Genomic DNA, 16,851 nt, shown 5'->3' with positions numbered 1-16,851 from the left:
GAACAGGGGCGTCCCATAAGCCATGCAATGGCCAGGGGCGCCCCTTTTATTTTTAACAAGTTAAGCCGGTGTCCTGCCCGGTTCCGGGAGCGGGCGCGGATAGTCCTAAATAGACAAGCGATGTGTTGAGGAATATGATATATATAGAAATATATGTAATGGTTTATGGACAGGAGGATTGATGATGAAGCAAAAAGAAATTATTTTGAAATATGGAATAAATCCCTACCAAAAGCCGTCAAGGATTTTTTCCGAAACAGATCAATTGCCTATTGAAGTATTAAACGGGAATCCGGGATACATCAATTTTTTGGATGCCATTCATTCCTGGCAGTTGGTTAAGGAGCTTAAGATTTCCTTGAAACTCCCTGCGGCAGCTTCCTTCAAGCATGTAAGCCCGGCAGGCAGTGGAGTAGGACTGCCACTTGATGAAAATCTGAAGAAGGCTTACTTTGTTGAGAATATGGAGTTAAGTCCATTGGCTGCTGCGTATGCCAGGGCTAGAGGTGCGGACCGGATTTCATCCTTTGGAGATTGGATTGCTCTAAGCGACAGGGTGGATGAGTCCACTGCTTTGCTGATCAAAAAGGAAGTATCAGACGGGATCATTGCCTCTGATTATTCCGCCGAAGCCTTGAAAATTCTTAAAGAAAAGCGCAAAGGAAGCTTCAATATTATCAAAATAGATCCGGACTATGAACCTGATGCTTTAGATACAAGGAGAATTTATGGAATTGTTTTTGAGCAGCACCGGAATAGCCTGATCCCCAACACGGATTTGCTACATAATATTGTAACTGAAAATAAGAATCTGCCCGATGAAGCTGTCCGTGATTTGATAATCTCGATGATAACTTTAAAATATACCCAGTCCAACTCCGTTTGTTATGCCTTGAATGGACAGGTTATCGGATGTGGAGCCGGGCAGCAGTCCAGAATACATTGTACTCGTCTCGCTGGAGAAAAAGCTGACCTCTGGTTCCTGCGTCAGCATCCAGCGGTGTTGAACTTACAGTTTAAGGAAGGCGTTTCGAGAACAGAAAAAGATATTTCAATCGATCAGTTCCTGGGGAACAATACCACAGCTGAGGAAATGAAAGATTGGGGCGATATCTTTGTAGATATTCCCAAAAGACTCACCCTGGAAGAAAAAAACGATTGGCTGAAAAATTTAAGTGGCGTTTCCCTTGGTTCCGATGCATTTTTCCCTCAAAGGGACAATATTGATCGCGCCCAAAAAAGCGGTGTGAAATACATTGTCCAGCCAGGCGGCTCAATTCGGGACAATAGGGTCATTAACGCGTGTAACGAATATGGAATGGTGATGGCGTTCTCCGACACTCGGTTGTTTCATCATTAGCGGTCGAGATATAACCAACAGACCTGATACGAAAAACGCTCTACCAGGTCTGTTTATCTTGTTGATGAAAGAAGCAGCTTCTTACGCGCTTGCCAAGTCCTTGGCTTCTCGTTCAAAGGTCCGAACCAATTCCGGATAAAGATCGCCTTCTCGCAGCAGCTCCTCATGTGTGCCTTGCTCAACGACCTGTCCTTCTTTCATCACGAAGATGATATCGGCATTCATTACCGTGGACAACCGGTGCGCAATGATGATTGTTGTCCGTCCCGAACGCTTGTCATCCAAGAGCTGCTGCACCTTCCTTTCCGTCTCCAAATCAAGGGCGGATGTGGCTTCGTCCAGGATGAGAATATCGGGATCTCTCAGCATCGCTCTGGCCAGGGCAAGACGCTGACGCTGACCGCCGGAGAGCTGAATCCCCCGTTCGCCAATGGTTTCATCCAGCTTGTTCGGCAGCTTCATCACCGTATCGAGAAGCTGCGCGTCCTGAAGCGCGCGGGTAAGGTGCTCATCCGGGTCCTCCCGGCCGAACAGCACATTCTGCCTGATCGTATCGGCGAGCAGGTAGGGCTCCTGAAAGACGATCCCAATCCTGCTCATCCAGTCCTGGCGCCGAATATCGGTAAGCGGAACGCCGTTGACCAGAATTTCGCCTTCGCTTGGATTGTAAAACCGGGTGAGCAGCTGAGCGACAGTCGATTTGCCGCCGCCGCTTGCTCCGACGAACGCGATTTTCTTTCCGACAGGAAGGACGGCGGTAAGGCCGTTAAGTATATTTTTGTCCTCATAAGCGAAGCTGACGTTCCGGAATTGGATCGATTGAACCTCGCCGCTGAGCGGCTGCGTCCCGTTATCGATTTGCGGGATTGTATTGAAAGCTTCAATGCGGTCAATTAAAGCGAAGCGCGCGATCATCATCATGACGTAATCGAACAGCCAATGGATTTTATCCATAATTTGCAGTACCAATTGAAGGATGACCACGAAGGTGCCAAGGCTCAGTCTGCCCTCGATCAACTGATAGCCGCCTACGGCTACAACCGCAACGGCAACCCCCCAGCGCAAGGGGGCGCTAAGCAGCGTCTGAAGGTTGACGGTCCGGCCTTCCCGCAGAATTGCGTCAAAATATGTCTGGAACAAGGCTTGATAACGGTTCGCCTCCCACTCGGTCCTGTGAAACGCGACGACCTCCCGTGTCGAGGAGATTCCTTCCTCCAGATGGACTGTAAGCTCAGTCCGTTTTTCCAGCACCTCGGCTGCCGCTCCCTTGATTCTTTTCGCGAAGAAACAGGCGTTTCCAATGTACAGCAGGCATACAGCCAGAACGCAGACCATGACCCAGAGGCTCGAATACCCGACAATGGCAAGCATGATGAGCGCTTCGAACATACTCCTGATTCCGGTGGGTGTAAGGTAGCTGACCAGGGAACCCGTATCCAGCACATCGCTGTTCAGGTTTTGGACGAACCTGGCGGCTCTCTCCTTTTGGAAGGTGGAGATGGGAAAGCGGAACAACCGGCTGAACATGTTTTTGGTCATGATCTTCGTAATGATATATTCGTTTCGGACAAACGTATACGGCGTGGCGACGAACAGGATGGCACTACAGATGAAAATAACGGCGTAAACACTAAGCAGAACGGGCAGAAGCTCGAACTTTTGCTGCATGAACAGATCATCGATGATGTATTTTTGCACGTAGACGGAAGCGACCCCGAAGAAACTTTCCAGAATGAGCAGAACGATGGCCAACTGGAAGCCGCTTCTGATCATCATGAGATGATTCCATATCCATTTCATATATTTCATAGCGTAACCTCCGAATCCACGGTAATAACGGCCGCTTGATCCTGTCCCTGGGCCAGCTTGTAGAAGAGGCCCTCCCGGGCTATCAATTCTTCATAAGTACCCATCTCTGCGATTGTCCCCTCATCAACGACCACAATCCGGTCAAAATCCTTGATGGTCGATAACCGGTGCGCGACGGCGATCATGGTACGGCCTTCAAAAAGATGATCCAGCGCTGTCTTCACCTCTCCTTCGGATACGTTATCCAGCGCCGAAGTTGCTTCATCGAGCAGGACAATTTTCGGGTCCGAGATCAGCATGCGGGCAATCGCGATTCGCTGCTTCTGTCCGCCCGACAGCTTCATTCCGCGGTCGCCGACCAAAGTGTCATAGCCCTGGGGAAGCTGAAGGATGAATTCATGCGCCATGGCGGCTTTCGCGGCCCGCTCAACCTCTTGATCCGATGCTTCCGGCCGTCCGAAGCGAATGTTCTCTTTCACGGAGAAGCCAAACAGATACGATTCCTGAAAGACATAACCAATGCTGCCTCTTAAATCCTGAAAAGACAGCCGGGCGAGGGGGACGCCATCCAGCTCGATCGTTCCCTCCTGCGGATCGTAGAAGCGGGCGATCAGCTTGAGTAACGTCGATTTGCCGTTGCCGCTTGTGCCGACGAAGGCTAGCCGCTCCCCGGGCCGGATATCCAGCGTGAAATCCCTGATGACAGGCGGGCGGTCCGGGTAGTGGAAACCAACCCCTTTGAAAGTAATTTGACCGGTTATCGTTCCCATGGGAACCGGATGCTCCGGTTCCTCCACAAGCGGTTGCAGCAGCATCAGCCTGCGAATCGGGTTGGCCTGCTCCAGCATCATGCCTTGCTGCGCGAGATTGCCGATCAGCATGGATAATTTGAACATGACCACAGAGTAAATGAGGAAAAAGGAAAGGAAAGCGCCTACAGTTAACGTCTGATTACGGATGAACCAAAATCCGGATACGAACAGCGCGACCGCGCCGGCGTCGAAGAACACTCTTCGAATGCTCCACCGGGTATGTATGAAGAACACCCATTTCAGGGTGGTGTCCGTGACCGTCTGATACAGCCGCAGCCCACGCTGCAAATCCCAATGCTCTGCGGAAAAAGCCCGAAAATCACGGATACCCGACACCGATTCATGGATTTTGCGGTTATAATCCATCCGCTGTTCATTCATGCGTTCATTCCACTCCGCTGTCTTTCGGTCCAGGCTCGGCCCTACGGCATAGTAGATCAGGAAGAACGGAACGGCAACCAGCGTCAGCTTCAGACTGCCCGACACCATAACGCAAACGGCGAGAATCACGAACAGGGCAAGCTCCAGCATATCAGGGAAAAAGCTAGTGTACAGCTCCTGCACCGCATGCACCTGATTGTTCATCAAAGAGAGCGTTTCGCCTACGGGACGCTGTTCATAGTAGGAGAAGCCCAGCTTCCGCAGCTTCTGGAGCACGGAGAATTGCAGATCACGCGCGGCTTTGCTTCCGACCGCCCTTTGAAGCAGGTTGCGAAGCAGGGAAGCGGATACGGAAAGCGCCACTATGCCAACCAGCAGGAGCAGCATCCTCGTAAAAGCGCTTTTGTTCTTGGCGGGAATGATATTGTCGACCAAATGCTCAATCATTTTTGGAATGACCAATTCTCCAGCGGCCGCAATCAGTCCGCACAAAACGATAACGGCAAGCTGGCCCGCGTAAGGCCGAAGATAGGATACGACCCACAGATAAAGCTTGAAGCGGCGTTCCTTGGGATAACTCAAGCATCAACACTCCTCGTGAAGTAAAAATTCTTCCAAAATTGGTTGCCTGTTCAATGAGATCAATTAGACAATATACGATTATTTTTCTGTTCACTACTATTTTTATTGGGTTTTAAGTTTCAATTTGATGGGTTTTTTGAACGAACCGGCCGGTCCGGAATTTATGGCGCCGCCCAGCCGGTCAAAATAAAAGACAATCTTCCTTGTCAGGGAGGATTGTCTTGCCGTTTAAATTAAGTTGGAAAGGCGTCCTGGTATTCGGTCATTTCCACCCCGGTGAACGGTGAAGCGTGATCGGCAGGATTGCTCCGCACAGGTGGGGCAGACGGGCTTAAGGGAGGAAGCTGAACTTGTTTGACACCGACATGCTGGAGCATCCTGGAAAATCCTGCGACATCCTCGGGACGGTCGTTCAATCCCGGAACAAGGGTAAGCCGAACCTCAACCTCGCTTGAACTGCCGAGAGAATTGCGCAAATTGCTCAGGATTAAATCATTATAGACTCCGGTTATTTTCCTGTGCGCTTCACGTTCATAGTGCTTGATGTAGAATATCAGATGATCGATTAGCGGCAGAAGCCGGGCGAATTGACTCTCAGCTACATATCCGGTAGTTTCAACGGCAGTGTGAACGCCCCGTTCCTTCAAGCGTGACAGCAGTTCATAGACAAAAGCATGCTGCATCAGGGCTTCACCGCCAGTCAACAGGACCGATGTCTCACAGAGGGTATCCGGATGGTCGAGGCACAGCTCCAATACCTCCTGAACGGAAAAGATCCGTCCGTCCTCGAAATGTCTGGCCCGAGCCGGGTCCCACACCAGCCTGACCCCGTGATTTCGGATCTCCGGACTGGGGCACGAAGTACAGTACATAGGGCAGCCCTTTAGGATGACGACCGTTTGGGGACCGGAACCCTCCTGGAAGCGGTGTTTCTGTATATCACGAATGCAAGCGCTTACGTATTTCGTTATCACAGAAAGCTCCTCCTTAAAAAATGATGACAACCCAATCTGCCGCCGCATGCTCGTTATTTAACCAAAATCCAGCGTGCAAAACCCGGACAACCTGAACATAATGTGAACGATCAGCTAAACTTATGAAGTTACACTTCCATTTTGAGGAAGAGGGCTTATACAATGATCATTACAATATATATTCACCAGGCTGTGAAATATAATACAAGTTGAGTTTGAAACATTAAACTGAGTATTCGCGTCAAAGAACTGAGGTGATCAGGAATGAAAAAGATCAAGCAAACTGCACAGATACTACTCGTACTGGGTTTAGTGCTGACCGGAACCGCCTGCGGCCCGGCAGTGAACAGAGATGGAGAACAGCATGCCGCATCGGAGACGGTAACTGCTACGTATCGGGTTCCGAAACAATCGGCAGAACCCTGTTTAGCGGAAATCGAGTGGGTTGATTTTTTGATGATTAATGACATCAGATATGTTCGGAACAACGAAGAAACGAAAGAAGTGAATCCCGGGCAGCTTGGCGCCGAGGTTGGACGAGTCGAGTATATGTTGAGTGATAATGCTTGTACGGATCATGTCACGAAGAACGGAGATGCGGCTTTCCTCCCGGCAGGGACTGTTATTTACGCATTAAAGGGGTACAAGCCGGAATTCCGGGTCGCAGTAAACAACAAGATCTATGAAGTATCGGAAAATCCGAATGCGGCAACGATGGGGGATTTGCTGGATATCGAAGGGAAAATGGAGAAGGTCAGCCTGGTAAGCGGCAAGGACGGCAGTCAAATTGGAGACTTCAGCGAAGAAGCATCATCAGAATTCATACGTGACCTGCTGATTCTGAAGTATGTGGGTTTCGATGCCGTTTATGAGCAAACAAAGCACGAAAATAGTGTGTTCCTGCGAGTGCAGCTTAGGGATGGAACCTCGCTGCGGCTAGTTTACTATCCGAAAGGTAACGGATTTTCGGCAGGCGCCTTCGGAACCGAAAGACTAAGAACGCTGATCATGTCGCAAAGAGCCCAAATTAAAGCGGCTGCGGGCTTGTAAGGACAAGCTTGGGTGATGACATGGAAACCGGGGATCTTCAAAGGATCGGTCTAAATAAGGAAGCAAATATATTGAAAGATATTGGTTAGAATGGGGGAATATAGACATCAAAACGCCGTTTCTGAAAGTATCGCCTCTCAATATGATGTAATCAAAAGGGAGGGTGATAGATAATGGCTGTAAGTCCACTTTGTAGACGGTTTGCGGAGATTTTTGGCGGAGAAGCACAGGTAGTTAATGGGGTATGTGTAGCAACGAAGTTACGTACCAATATTAAGGTGAAAATATTAGGGAGACGTTCCAAGGGCTTATTTACCCTTCCGTTCGGCATTTCTTTTGAGAGCGTGGGTAAAGATGGCAGAGCATTATGTCTTGGGGAATCGGTTATTCTTACCCGGGAAATAAACCCATTTATATCCAGGCTCCGTAAAGCGGGTATTAAAGTAACTGCTCTTCATAACCACTGGTTATTTACTAACCCGAACATTTGGTACATTCATTGGGAAGCCATCCAACCCCCGCTGGTATTCGCTAGGAATGTGCGGAACGCATCGAGCGTTCTGACGAATCAACCCGTAGGTCCGTTGTTGTGTAAGTCCCCTCGAAAAAAAGGTAAATAATATAAGTGGATCAACTATGGGCTGCTGTATAGATTATCAGCGATGCCGCTAAACGCTTTCGGGTGTTTGGCGGCTTTTTTGCGTTGACTGTCCGTCCGCGCCCCTTTCCGTTATTTCCAATACAAGCCGTCCGAGCTCCGAGTAAGATGTAATCAAATTCTTATCAAAGAGGAGCAGTGAAACGTATGACCATTTCGACAAGCCAGCATCCCTTGGAGCCTTTGACCGCAGAAGAGATTACAGCCGCTGTTCGCATACTGAGAGCAGAGAAGAATTTGAGTGAGTTCTACCGATTCGCGAGCGTTAATCTGCATGAGCCTTCCAAGGAGCTGGTGCTGCGGTACACCCCCGGAGATTCCACCAAGCGGGAAGCCTTCTGCATCGTCTTGAATTATAAGGAGAACCAGACATTCGAGGCTGTCGTTTCGCTGTCGGACAATAAAGTAACGTCCTGGAAGCATGTTCCCGGCATGCAGCCGGGGATTCTAATGGAGGAGTTTGAGGCCTGCCAGCGAATCGTCAAAGAACATCCGGAGATGCAGGAGGCTTTTCGCAGGCGCGGGATTGAGGATTTCACAAGGGTCATGGTGGACCCCTGGTCGGCGGGGAATTTCGGCATCGAAGAAGAAGTCGGGGTTCGTGCCGTTCGAGCGATCTGCTACTACAAAACTTCGGATTACGACAATGGCTATGCGCGGCCTCTATCCGGTCTGTATGCGATTTTTGATCTGAACCGGCTGGAAGTCATGAAGGTGGTCGACAAAGGTGCGGTTCCTCTGCCGCCGCTGGACGGCAATTATACACCGGATAAGGTGGGGCCGCTCCGAACCGACCTGAAGCCGCTCGAAATTATTCAGCCGGAAGGACCGAGCTTTACAATTGGCGGGCATGAAATCAGCTGGCAAAAATGGAAAATCCGCTTCGGCTTCACAAGCCGCGAAGGGTTGGTGCTGCATACGGTAAGCTATCTGGACAAAGGGGAGCAGCGTCCGATTCTGTACCGTGCTTCGCTTTCGGAAATGGTAGTTCCTTACGGGGACCCGACCGATCCGGTTAACCGCAACAACGCCTTTGACGCGGGGGAATACGGCATCGGCGCATTGGCCAATTCGCTGGAGCTGGGGTGTGATTGCCTGGGAGAAATCCGGTATTTCAACGCGAATCTCGTGGACGGTGAAGGAAATGCCGTCGTCATCAAAAATGCCGTCTGCCTGCATGAAGAGGACTTCGGCATTCTGTGGAAGCATACGGACTGGAGAACGGGGCAGGTGGAAGTCCGCCGTTCCAGGCGGCTGGTGCTGTCGAGCATTTCAACCGTGGGGAACTACGAATACGGCTTTTTCTGGTATTTCTATCAGGATGGAACGATTCAGTTTGAAGTCAAGCTGACCGGGATTCTCCATACGCAGGCGCTCCAGCCCGGCGAAAGAGTGCCATACGGCAACCTGATCGCGCCTCAATTGGTGGCGGCCCATCATCAGCATTTCTTCAATGTGCGGATGGATATGATGATCGACGGAGTGAACAATTCCATCTATGAGGTCAATACGTCCAGCATGCCGCCGGGACCTGACAATCCTTATGAGAATGGGTTTATTCCGGTTTCGACCCAGCTCAAGACCGAAACCGAAGCGGTCCGGGACATGGATATCCGCTCTTCGCGCTATTGGAAGATCGTCAACCCGAACAAGAAAAACCATGTAGGCGATCCTGTGAGCTACAAGCTGTTCCCGGGAGAGAATGCCTTTCCCTTTGCGAGCGATAACTCCAGTCTCATCAAACGGGCGGGCTTCCTCAAGCATCATTTGTGGTGCACGCCATACAATCCGGAAGAAAAATATGCATCGGGCAGCTATCCGAACCAGCATGCAGGCGGGGCGGGATTGAGTTCTTGGGTGCAGCAGGATCGGTCCCTCGACAACACGGATGTGGTCGTATGGTACACGATGGGCCATCATCATGTCACGCGGCCGGAGGATTGGCCGGTTATGCCGACGGCTTATATTGGATTCTCGCTGAAGCCGGTAGGCTTCTTCGACCGGAGTCCCGCGCTGGACGTGCCTCCGTCGAAGCCAAAGCACGGCTCAAGCTGCCATTCGGATCATGGTCCGGGCTGCGGCTCCAGGAAATAACCGGGACGTTACCCTGACCCGGGCACAAATCAAAGGCTGACGCGATGAGAAGCGTCAGCCTTTTTACTATACCGAAACCGTCATTCGCTCGGAATCGAGCACAAAATGATCCCATTTCGCTTTGATTTCAAGCGGCGTATACTTGCTGAACTTCTTGAATTCTTTGATCAGGTGCGATTGATCGTAATATCCCTGCTCATCTATGACCTCGAAAGGCTCGATATTATGTTTCAACATCATGATGAGCGATTGCTGAAACCGCACGATTTGACTGAACAGCTTGGGGGAGATGCCGAGGGTGTCTTCAAATTTAATGCGGATATATCGCGTAGAGTAGCCGGTAGCGTCGGCGAGCTGGTTGATCGTGATATTTCCTTTGCTGTGATAGATCTGATTGATGCAGTAGTCAATCAGATTGGGCGATTGATAGACGTCGAGCAGGGTGCCCAGCAAATATTTTTCGAAATAATGGATACGCAGTTGAAACTGGTCATGCCGCAGAATATCCTCGTAGATGCCGAGCTTGCCTTTAACGAGGTCCATCAGCGGAATTTCAGTTTCCAGCGCCTCCTTCAGACTCAATATCCGGTTAATGCCCGACTCCGGCAGGAATCGGACGCCGAAATAGGTGGTTCCGGCCTGAAAGTGAATCTGCCGGGTTTGCAGGACGCTTCCGCATACGTGCGAGTAGGGCCTCAGCGGGTCGCAGCCGAACAGAATGTCGACGCAGCCGTCCGGCAGCACCCGGATGATGTCGGAATCCCGGTTCATTTTGAATTGGAAGTACAGCACGGAATGGTTCAGCTTGGAACAGTAGTTGACCGATTTCTCTATATAATATTCCGTATCCATTTCAAATCCGATTTGCACAGGAACAAATGTACAGGTTGAAAGCTTGCCCATCAGATGACCTCCCGCTGGTATTCAAATCAAGTCATTCTGCAACCGAATTTAATTAAAATTTAAATAATTTAATTCATTGATTATGTTAATATAGGTTACATTACATAGTCAATGAAAATAATTCATGATTTTCATGTCGGTTTTTTGTTCCCTTTTTTCCTATAAAGCGACAGGGAGTAGCTCTATTATGGAATAAAAGAGCAGCACACTAACTCATGATGTTGACTTAGTTAACATTAAACACGGCTGCTTGGCGAAATTTGTCGATTAAGGAGGGGACGAAGGATCATGAAAAAAGGCTTCGCGGTGACGGCGCCCAGGTATTCCATCGTAGCGCTGGCGTCAAGCTCTCTGATGCTCCTGCTGCATACTATTCATTGGCTGTTGGCTCCGGCTCTGGCCCAGGCTGCGCATCAACACGCGCATGCCGGGCAGATGGATCACGGCGGGCCGCTGACCATCCTGATTGTGGCAGGGTTTCTGGGCATTTCCGCCGTGAGCGTCTACTGCGCCGTTCGGCAACTGGCAGCGGCGCGCAGCCAGAAGCACCGGGGCGGATCGGCGGTGCTATGCAGCGCAATGTCCGTGGTGTCGATCGGTATAACGGGGTACACCCTGCTGTCCGTCGCCCGGCATTTCATGAGCTGACAGGAAAAGAAACTTGTTGATGGAGGAGATACGCCTTGAGTTTACAAACCGGGTTCATTTATGATGAAAGTTATTTTTGGCATGATGCCGGAAACGGGGTGCTTGGCTGGCGGGCCGGCGGATGGCTGGAGCCGGACACCTATGCGGAGAATCCGGCGACCAAGCGGCGTCTGAAAAATCTTCTGGACCGCAGCGGCTTTATCCAGGAATTGAAATCCATCGCTCCCCGCATGGCAACTCCTGAAGAGCTCGCGCTGTTTCATACCCCCGCCTATATCGGCAAGGTGAAGACGCTCAGCGATCAGCAAGGCGGCGATGCGGGGATGATGGCGATCGTCGGCATCGGCTCTTACGAAATTGCGCAGCTGTCGACAGGAGGGGCGCTGACCGCGGTGGACGCAGTGATGAAGGGGGAAGCGGCCAATGTCTATGCGCTGACGAGGCCGCCTGGACATCATGCGGAACGCGACAACGGGATGGGATTTTGCCTGTTTAACAATGTGGCAGTGGCCGCGAATTATGCCCGTGAGCAATACGGCCTGAAGCGCATTCTGATTATTGATTGGGATGTCCACCACGGGAATGGAACGGAAAGCGGCTTTTATGAGGACAATGAGATTCTGTTCGTCTCCTTGCATCAGGAATTCAACTTTCCCTATAACAGGGGCTTCGTCAGCCATACCGGCGAAGGCAAGGGGCTAGGCTATAACGTGAATATTCCCCTTCCGGCCGGAACCGGCAATGCCGGGTATCTGTACGCGCTGGAGAAGGTCGTCGGTCCGATTGCGGAACGCTTTCAGCCTGAATTGATTCTGGTGTCGGCGGGTCAGGATGCCAGTCCGTTTGATCCGTTGTCGCAAATGATGGTGACGGCGGCGGGCTTTGGAGAGATTGCGTCTTACGTAAAGGGGATGGCGGAGCGGCTCTGTCAAGGACGGCTGGCCGTATGCCATGAGGGCGGCTATAGCACGGGATATGTTCCGTTCTGCAGCTTGAGAATCATCGAGTCGCTGAGCGGGAAGAAGAGCGCTGTGGAAGGCGATCCCTTTCAAATGGGGATTCAAGGTCTGCCGACAGATACGCTGTTCCCCCACCAGAAAGCGGCGGTTGATGAGGTCGTAAAGGTCCAGTCTGAATTTTGGGATATAGGTTAGGGAGGGTTAAATATGAGACAAGCAAGAAGCTTCATAGTAATCACAATGGTATTTTTACTCGTTTTTGCTCTGGCCGCCTGCGGCTCCGGCGATAACACCGGGACAACGGACAAGGCTTCCGGCTCTGATGCGCAGAGCAGTTCCGAACCAATCACCCTCACTTTGCAGACCCCTGTAACCGGTCAGGAAAGAGTCTCCGACAAGATCATTGCCGATTATCAAGCGGAGCATCCGAATGTAACGATCAAGGTGGATGCGCTCGATCTTGGCGCCCATAATGTGAAGCTGAATACGCAGGCGGCCGCCGGAGCGCTGTCGGATATCGTTGTCGTGAACGCGGGCGCCGCGATGCAGCCTTATGTCGATGCCGGACTGCTTGCCCCGCTTGATGATATTCTCTCCAAGGACGGCCTGAAGGACACCTTCCTTCCGCTTGTGCTGGACGGCTATAAATTCAATGATCAGCAATATGCGCTGCCGATGGCGTATAACCTGACCGCATTGTTCTACAACAAGGCCCTGTTCGAGAAGATTGGAGCGGAGGTTCCCAAGACGTTCGAAGAGCTGGTGGAGGTTTCGAAGAAATTCAAAGAAGCGGGCATTCTTCCGATCGCCCTTGCCGAGAAGGAGGCGTGGACGGGTGGACTCCTGTTCGGATCTGTTCTGACACGGCAGAACGGCGGCCCGGGCTTCATCAAGGATGTCCTTGACGGCAAGCGGAACTTCCATGATCCCGACTTTGTGGAGTCGATCAAGAAATTCGAGGACTTGATCAAGGCCGGAGCGTTCCAGGAAGGGGTAACGGCGGTCGATTATTATACGGGACTGAACCAGTTCCTTAACGGAGAGGCAGCCATGCATATTAACGGCACCTGGATCAGCGCCGCCTTCCCGACAGCCAAAGCGATTAATGACCTGCGTGTAACGGAATTCCCGACGGTGAACGGCAAAGGGCAGATTACCGATTTCAGCGCCGGACCCGGCATTGCGCTTGCGGTCTCCTCCAAGGGCAAGCATACCGAGCAGGCCAAGGATTTTGTCCACTATTATATGAAGCATTTCCCGGGCGTTTCGCTGGATATGGATAATGCCATCGGCATTGCGCAAAGAATCGACGGAGATTTGAAAGCTAAGGGATACAGCGAGCTGAATATTCAGATTCAGGAGCTGTTCACCAAAATCAAGCGGGTGGAGCCGGTCGATGCCAATCTGAACGCCGCCACCTCGGAATCGCATAACAAGACGCTGCAAAACCTGTTCGTCGACCCTGACGTCAAGCCGGAGGATGTTGCCAAAGAGTATCAGGATGCTTATGAGGCCAATAAGTAGACGGGCTGCCGCCGAGAGGGACAAGAGGTCCCTCTTGGTTCTACCGAGTGATTACGCGAAAAAGGGGGATTGGGGATGAACGGAGGATTACGGGTATCCAGAAGAATCTATGCCGTCTTTGTGCTCCCGTCCTTGCTGGTTTATCTGCTGCTGGTTTTCTTTCCCATCCTGACCTCTGTCTATTTCTCTATGCTGAACTGGTCGGGAATCGGGAAAGCGAAGTATATTGGTATAGAAAATTTTGTAAATTTGTTCACAAAAGACAAGGTATTCTGGACCTCGCTCAAGAACACGTTTCTAATTGTCGGTTATTCCCTGATCGAGCTGCCGATTACCTTGCTTGTCGCCATTCTGGTCAACCGCCACGTTCGGCGGTCCAATTTTCTCATCTCCGTCTATTTTATCCCGATCATCATGTCGAGCGTAGTGGTAGGCCAATTGTGGAAGGCCATATACAACCCGGTATCGCAAGGGGGAATGCTGAACAAAATCCTCATTTCCACCGGATTGGAGAGCTGGACCAAGGCCTGGATCGCCGATCCTTCAACCGCTATTTACGCGCTGATTATTGTCGGGATGTGGCAGGTGTTCGGCTATTACGTCCTGCTGTATTTTACCGCCATTCGCGGCATTCCGGACGAATTGTTCGAAGCGGCCCGTATCGACGGCGCCGAAGGTTTGAAAGCCGACCTGCATATTACCCTTCCTTTGGTTGGTTATGTCATTAAAATTTCAACGATCCTGATGGTGGTGGGTGCGTTGAAGGCATTTGACATCGTCCTCGTCATGACGGGCGGCGGTCCCGCGCACAGAACGGAGGTCATCTCCTCCTATATGTACAACATGTCCTTCATTTCGCTCAAATACGGCTACGGAAGCGCATTGTCGACGGTGCTGGTGCTCTTGTGCCTGATTGCCACCGTCATTATGAATAGGGCGTTCAAGCGTTTTGATTGAGAATATCCGAAAATAACTGGTGGTGAAACCATTGAAAAGCGCGGTTTGGAAACAGACGATCATCAAAGCGGGAAGAACAAGGAGCACACGCATGAGCCTGAAGCAAATCCTCATTCGCGGACCCCTATTGATTCTGTTGGCAACTCAGATCTATCCCCTGTTCTGGCTGCTGCTGTACTCTTTGAAAACAACGGATGAGATTATGAAAGGGAGCTTTATTGCGCTGCCGGATTCCTTCCGTTGGGGGAACTATGCGAAAGCCTTTACGGAGGGGCATTACCTGAAGTATCTGTGGAACAGCATTATCGTTACGTGCATTACCGTGGCGGTCACGATATTGTTAAGCACGATGGTCTCGTATGCGCTGGCCCGGTTCAAGTCCCGTATGTCCCAGCCGGTGCTGCTGCTGTTCATGATTGGCATCATGATTCCGATTCAGTCCACGCTGCTGCCGCTGATGATTATTTTCAGAAAAATCGGAATACTGGACACTCATCTGTCCCTGATTCTGCCTTATGTCGCCTTCTCCATTCCGATTGCCGTCATGATTATGTCCGGCTTTATGCGAGATATTCCCTACGAGCTGGAAGAGTCGGCTTTTATCGACGGGGCGTCGATTCTGCGGATGTTCTTCAGTATTGTGCTGCCGATCTCCATGCCGCCGGTCATGACCGTCTGCATTCTTACCTTTATCAGCAACTGGAATGAGTATATTATGGCGGCGACCTTTCTCTCATCGGTAGATTTAAGGACGCTGCCGTTTGGAACCAACAGCTTTATGAGCCAGAACACGACAGACTATGGAGCTTTGGGCGCGTACTTGGTCATGTCGGTTCTGCCGGTGATCCTGATCTATTTCTTTCTGTCGGAAAAAATCACCAGCGGCATGATGGCGGGAGCCGTGAAAGGCTGACCGCGACAGCATTCAAGCGGGAGGACAAACTGTTGCGTGAAGACATTCAATCACTTATTGAACAGATGACACTGGAGGAAAAGGCGGGGCTGTGCTCCGGTCTCGATTTTTGGCATACGAAAGGGATCGGGCGGCTGGGCATCCCTTCCCTGATGCTGACCGACGGTCCGCATGGGCTGCGCAAGCAAAGCTCTTCCCCGGATCACCTGGGGCTGTCCGACAGTGTGCCGGCGACCTGCTTCCCCTCGGCGGCGGGCCTGGCCAATTCATGGGACCGCGGCCTGATCGAGCGGATCGGCCAAGCCTTGGGGACCGAGTGCCGGGCGGAGGATGTCTCCATCCTGCTTGGACCCGGGGCCAATATCAAGCGCTCCCCGCTGTGCGGACGAAACTTCGAATATTTCTCGGAGGACCCCTATTTATCCTCTGAAATGGCAGCTCATCATATTATGGGCGTGCAGAGCCAGGGGGTGGGCGCCTCGCTCAAGCATTTGGCGGCCAACAATCAGGAGCACCGGAGAATGACGGTGGATGCGGTCGTCGATGAGCGGACGCTTCGGGAAATCTACCTGGCGAGCTTCGAGGGCGCCGTGAAGAAGGCGCAGCCCTGGACAATCATGTGCGCGTACAACAGGCTGAACGGCGAATACTGCTCTGAACATGACAGGTTATTGAGCGGGATTTTAAGGCGGGAGTGGGGGTATGAGGGCTTCGTCGTTTCCGACTGGGGGGCGGTGAATGACCGGGTCAAGGGACTGTCCGCCGGTATGGAGCTGGAGATGCCAGCGAATGACGGGAAAGGCGACCTCAGCATCATCCGGGCCGTGAGAAGCGGCGAATTGCCGGAAGCCGTCCTGGATCAAGCCGTCCTGCGGCTGCTGACCGTCATTCTGAAGGCGGCGAGTCCGCCTGGGCCCGCCCCCTTATTCGATAAAGAGGCTCATCACCTGCTGGCGAGACAGGCGGCGGCCGAGAGTATGGTTCTGCTCAAAAATGAAGAAGGAATTCTGCCGCTGCGCCGGGAAGGGAGCATCGCCGTAATCGGCGAACTGGCGGTAAAGCCCAGGTATCAGGGCGGGGGAAGCTCGCATATCCGTCCGACCCGGCTGGATGATATTTACGAAGAGCTGAAGCGAACGGCAGGGGAGTCTTGCGAGCTGATGTATGCGCAAGGGTATCACCTTCACACGGACGATCCCGATCCATTGCTGCTGGACGAGGCGGTAA

Annotated in this window: 14 protein-coding genes; 10 read left to right on the top strand and 4 right to left on the bottom strand. The window is 51.6% G+C overall.

Annotated elements, in window-relative coordinates; all coding sequences use genetic code 11:
* Nucleotides 1–181: 181 nt before the first annotated feature.
* A complete protein-coding gene (locus L692_RS0122865; RefSeq protein ID WP_198027810.1) occupies nucleotides 182–1,360 on the top strand; it encodes a phosphoribosylaminoimidazolecarboxamide formyltransferase in 1,179 nt (392 codons plus the stop codon).
* An 81-nt stretch (nucleotides 1,361–1,441) separates the two neighbouring features.
* Here the strand turns inward: L692_RS0122865 and L692_RS0122860 are convergent, their stop codons facing one another.
* The 3 genes from L692_RS0122860 to L692_RS0122850 all read right to left on the bottom strand — a co-directional run bounded on the left by L692_RS0122860 (nucleotide 1,442) and on the right by L692_RS0122850 (nucleotide 5,918).
* On the bottom strand, nucleotides 1,442–3,169 hold the full coding sequence (locus L692_RS0122860) for an ABC transporter ATP-binding protein (RefSeq protein ID WP_025702292.1): 1,728 nt from the start codon (nucleotides 3,167–3,169) through the stop codon (nucleotides 1,442–1,444).
* A complete protein-coding gene (locus L692_RS0122855; protein ID WP_025702291.1) occupies nucleotides 3,166–4,944 on the bottom strand; it encodes an ABC transporter ATP-binding protein in 1,779 nt (592 codons plus the stop codon). Before L692_RS0122855 ends, L692_RS0122860 begins: the two co-directional genes overlap by 4 nt.
* A 233-nt stretch (nucleotides 4,945–5,177) precedes the next feature.
* Entirely contained in the window at nucleotides 5,178–5,918 is a 741-nt protein-coding gene (locus L692_RS0122850) for a radical SAM protein (RefSeq protein WP_025702290.1), read from the bottom strand.
* 264 nt (nucleotides 5,919–6,182) lie between these two features.
* On the opposite strand from L692_RS0122850, the gene L692_RS0122845 reads away from it, so the two are divergent.
* The 3 genes from L692_RS0122845 (at nucleotide 6,183) to L692_RS0122835 (ending at nucleotide 9,720) form a co-directional block, all read left to right on the top strand.
* The gene (locus L692_RS0122845) at nucleotides 6,183–6,968 is read left to right on the top strand and encodes a hypothetical protein (RefSeq protein ID WP_025702289.1); all 786 of its coding nucleotides are present in this window, start codon (nucleotides 6,183–6,185) and stop codon (nucleotides 6,966–6,968) included.
* A gap of 173 nt (nucleotides 6,969–7,141) precedes the next feature.
* Nucleotides 7,142–7,588: a DUF1259 domain-containing protein gene (locus tag L692_RS0122840; protein WP_025702288.1), complete on the top strand. Its 447-nt coding sequence runs from the start codon at nucleotides 7,142–7,144 to the stop codon at nucleotides 7,586–7,588.
* Between the two features lie 185 nt (nucleotides 7,589–7,773).
* The gene (locus L692_RS0122835; RefSeq protein ID WP_036725089.1) at nucleotides 7,774–9,720 is read left to right on the top strand and encodes a primary-amine oxidase; all 1,947 of its coding nucleotides are present in this window, start codon (nucleotides 7,774–7,776) and stop codon (nucleotides 9,718–9,720) included.
* A gap of 66 nt (nucleotides 9,721–9,786) precedes the next feature.
* Here the strand turns inward: L692_RS0122835 and L692_RS29940 are convergent, their stop codons facing one another.
* The gene (locus L692_RS29940; protein ID WP_025702286.1) at nucleotides 9,787–10,623 is read right to left on the bottom strand and encodes a helix-turn-helix domain-containing protein; all 837 of its coding nucleotides are present in this window, start codon (nucleotides 10,621–10,623) and stop codon (nucleotides 9,787–9,789) included.
* A 288-nt stretch (nucleotides 10,624–10,911) separates the two neighbouring features.
* Between L692_RS29940 and L692_RS0122825 the strand changes: the two genes are divergently transcribed.
* The 6 genes from L692_RS0122825 to L692_RS0122800 form a co-directional block, all read left to right on the top strand.
* Nucleotides 10,912–11,271, top strand: a complete 360-nt coding sequence (locus L692_RS0122825) for a hypothetical protein (protein ID WP_025702285.1) — start codon at nucleotides 10,912–10,914, stop codon at nucleotides 11,269–11,271.
* A 35-nt stretch (nucleotides 11,272–11,306) separates the two neighbouring features.
* On the top strand, nucleotides 11,307–12,425 hold the full coding sequence (locus L692_RS0122820; RefSeq protein WP_025702284.1) for a class II histone deacetylase: 1,119 nt from the start codon (nucleotides 11,307–11,309) through the stop codon (nucleotides 12,423–12,425).
* Between the two features lie 12 nt (nucleotides 12,426–12,437).
* Nucleotides 12,438–13,754 carry an extracellular solute-binding protein gene (locus L692_RS0122815; RefSeq protein WP_025702283.1) on the top strand — a complete coding sequence of 439 codons (1,317 nt, stop codon included), beginning with the start codon at nucleotides 12,438–12,440 and terminating at the stop codon, nucleotides 13,752–13,754.
* 75 nt (nucleotides 13,755–13,829) lie between these two features.
* Nucleotides 13,830–14,711 carry a carbohydrate ABC transporter permease gene (locus L692_RS0122810; protein WP_025702282.1) on the top strand — a complete coding sequence of 294 codons (882 nt, stop codon included), beginning with the start codon at nucleotides 13,830–13,832 and terminating at the stop codon, nucleotides 14,709–14,711.
* 91 nt (nucleotides 14,712–14,802) lie between these two features.
* Nucleotides 14,803–15,624 (top strand): carbohydrate ABC transporter permease, encoded by an 822-nt coding sequence (locus L692_RS0122805; RefSeq protein ID WP_025702281.1) that lies wholly within the window; start codon nucleotides 14,803–14,805, stop codon nucleotides 15,622–15,624.
* Nucleotides 15,625–15,656: 32 nt separating this feature from the next.
* The coding region (locus L692_RS0122800) for a glycoside hydrolase family 3 protein (RefSeq protein WP_025702280.1) at nucleotides 15,657–16,851 on the top strand (1,195 nt) is incomplete at its 3' end.

Source organism: Paenibacillus forsythiae T98 (genome assembly GCF_000520735.1).
Taxonomy (GTDB): domain Bacteria; phylum Bacillota; class Bacilli; order Paenibacillales; family Paenibacillaceae; genus Paenibacillus_AQ; species Paenibacillus_AQ forsythiae.
Note: the sequence above shows the minus strand (reverse complement) of the source record. Positions and strands in the feature narration are given on the sequence as shown.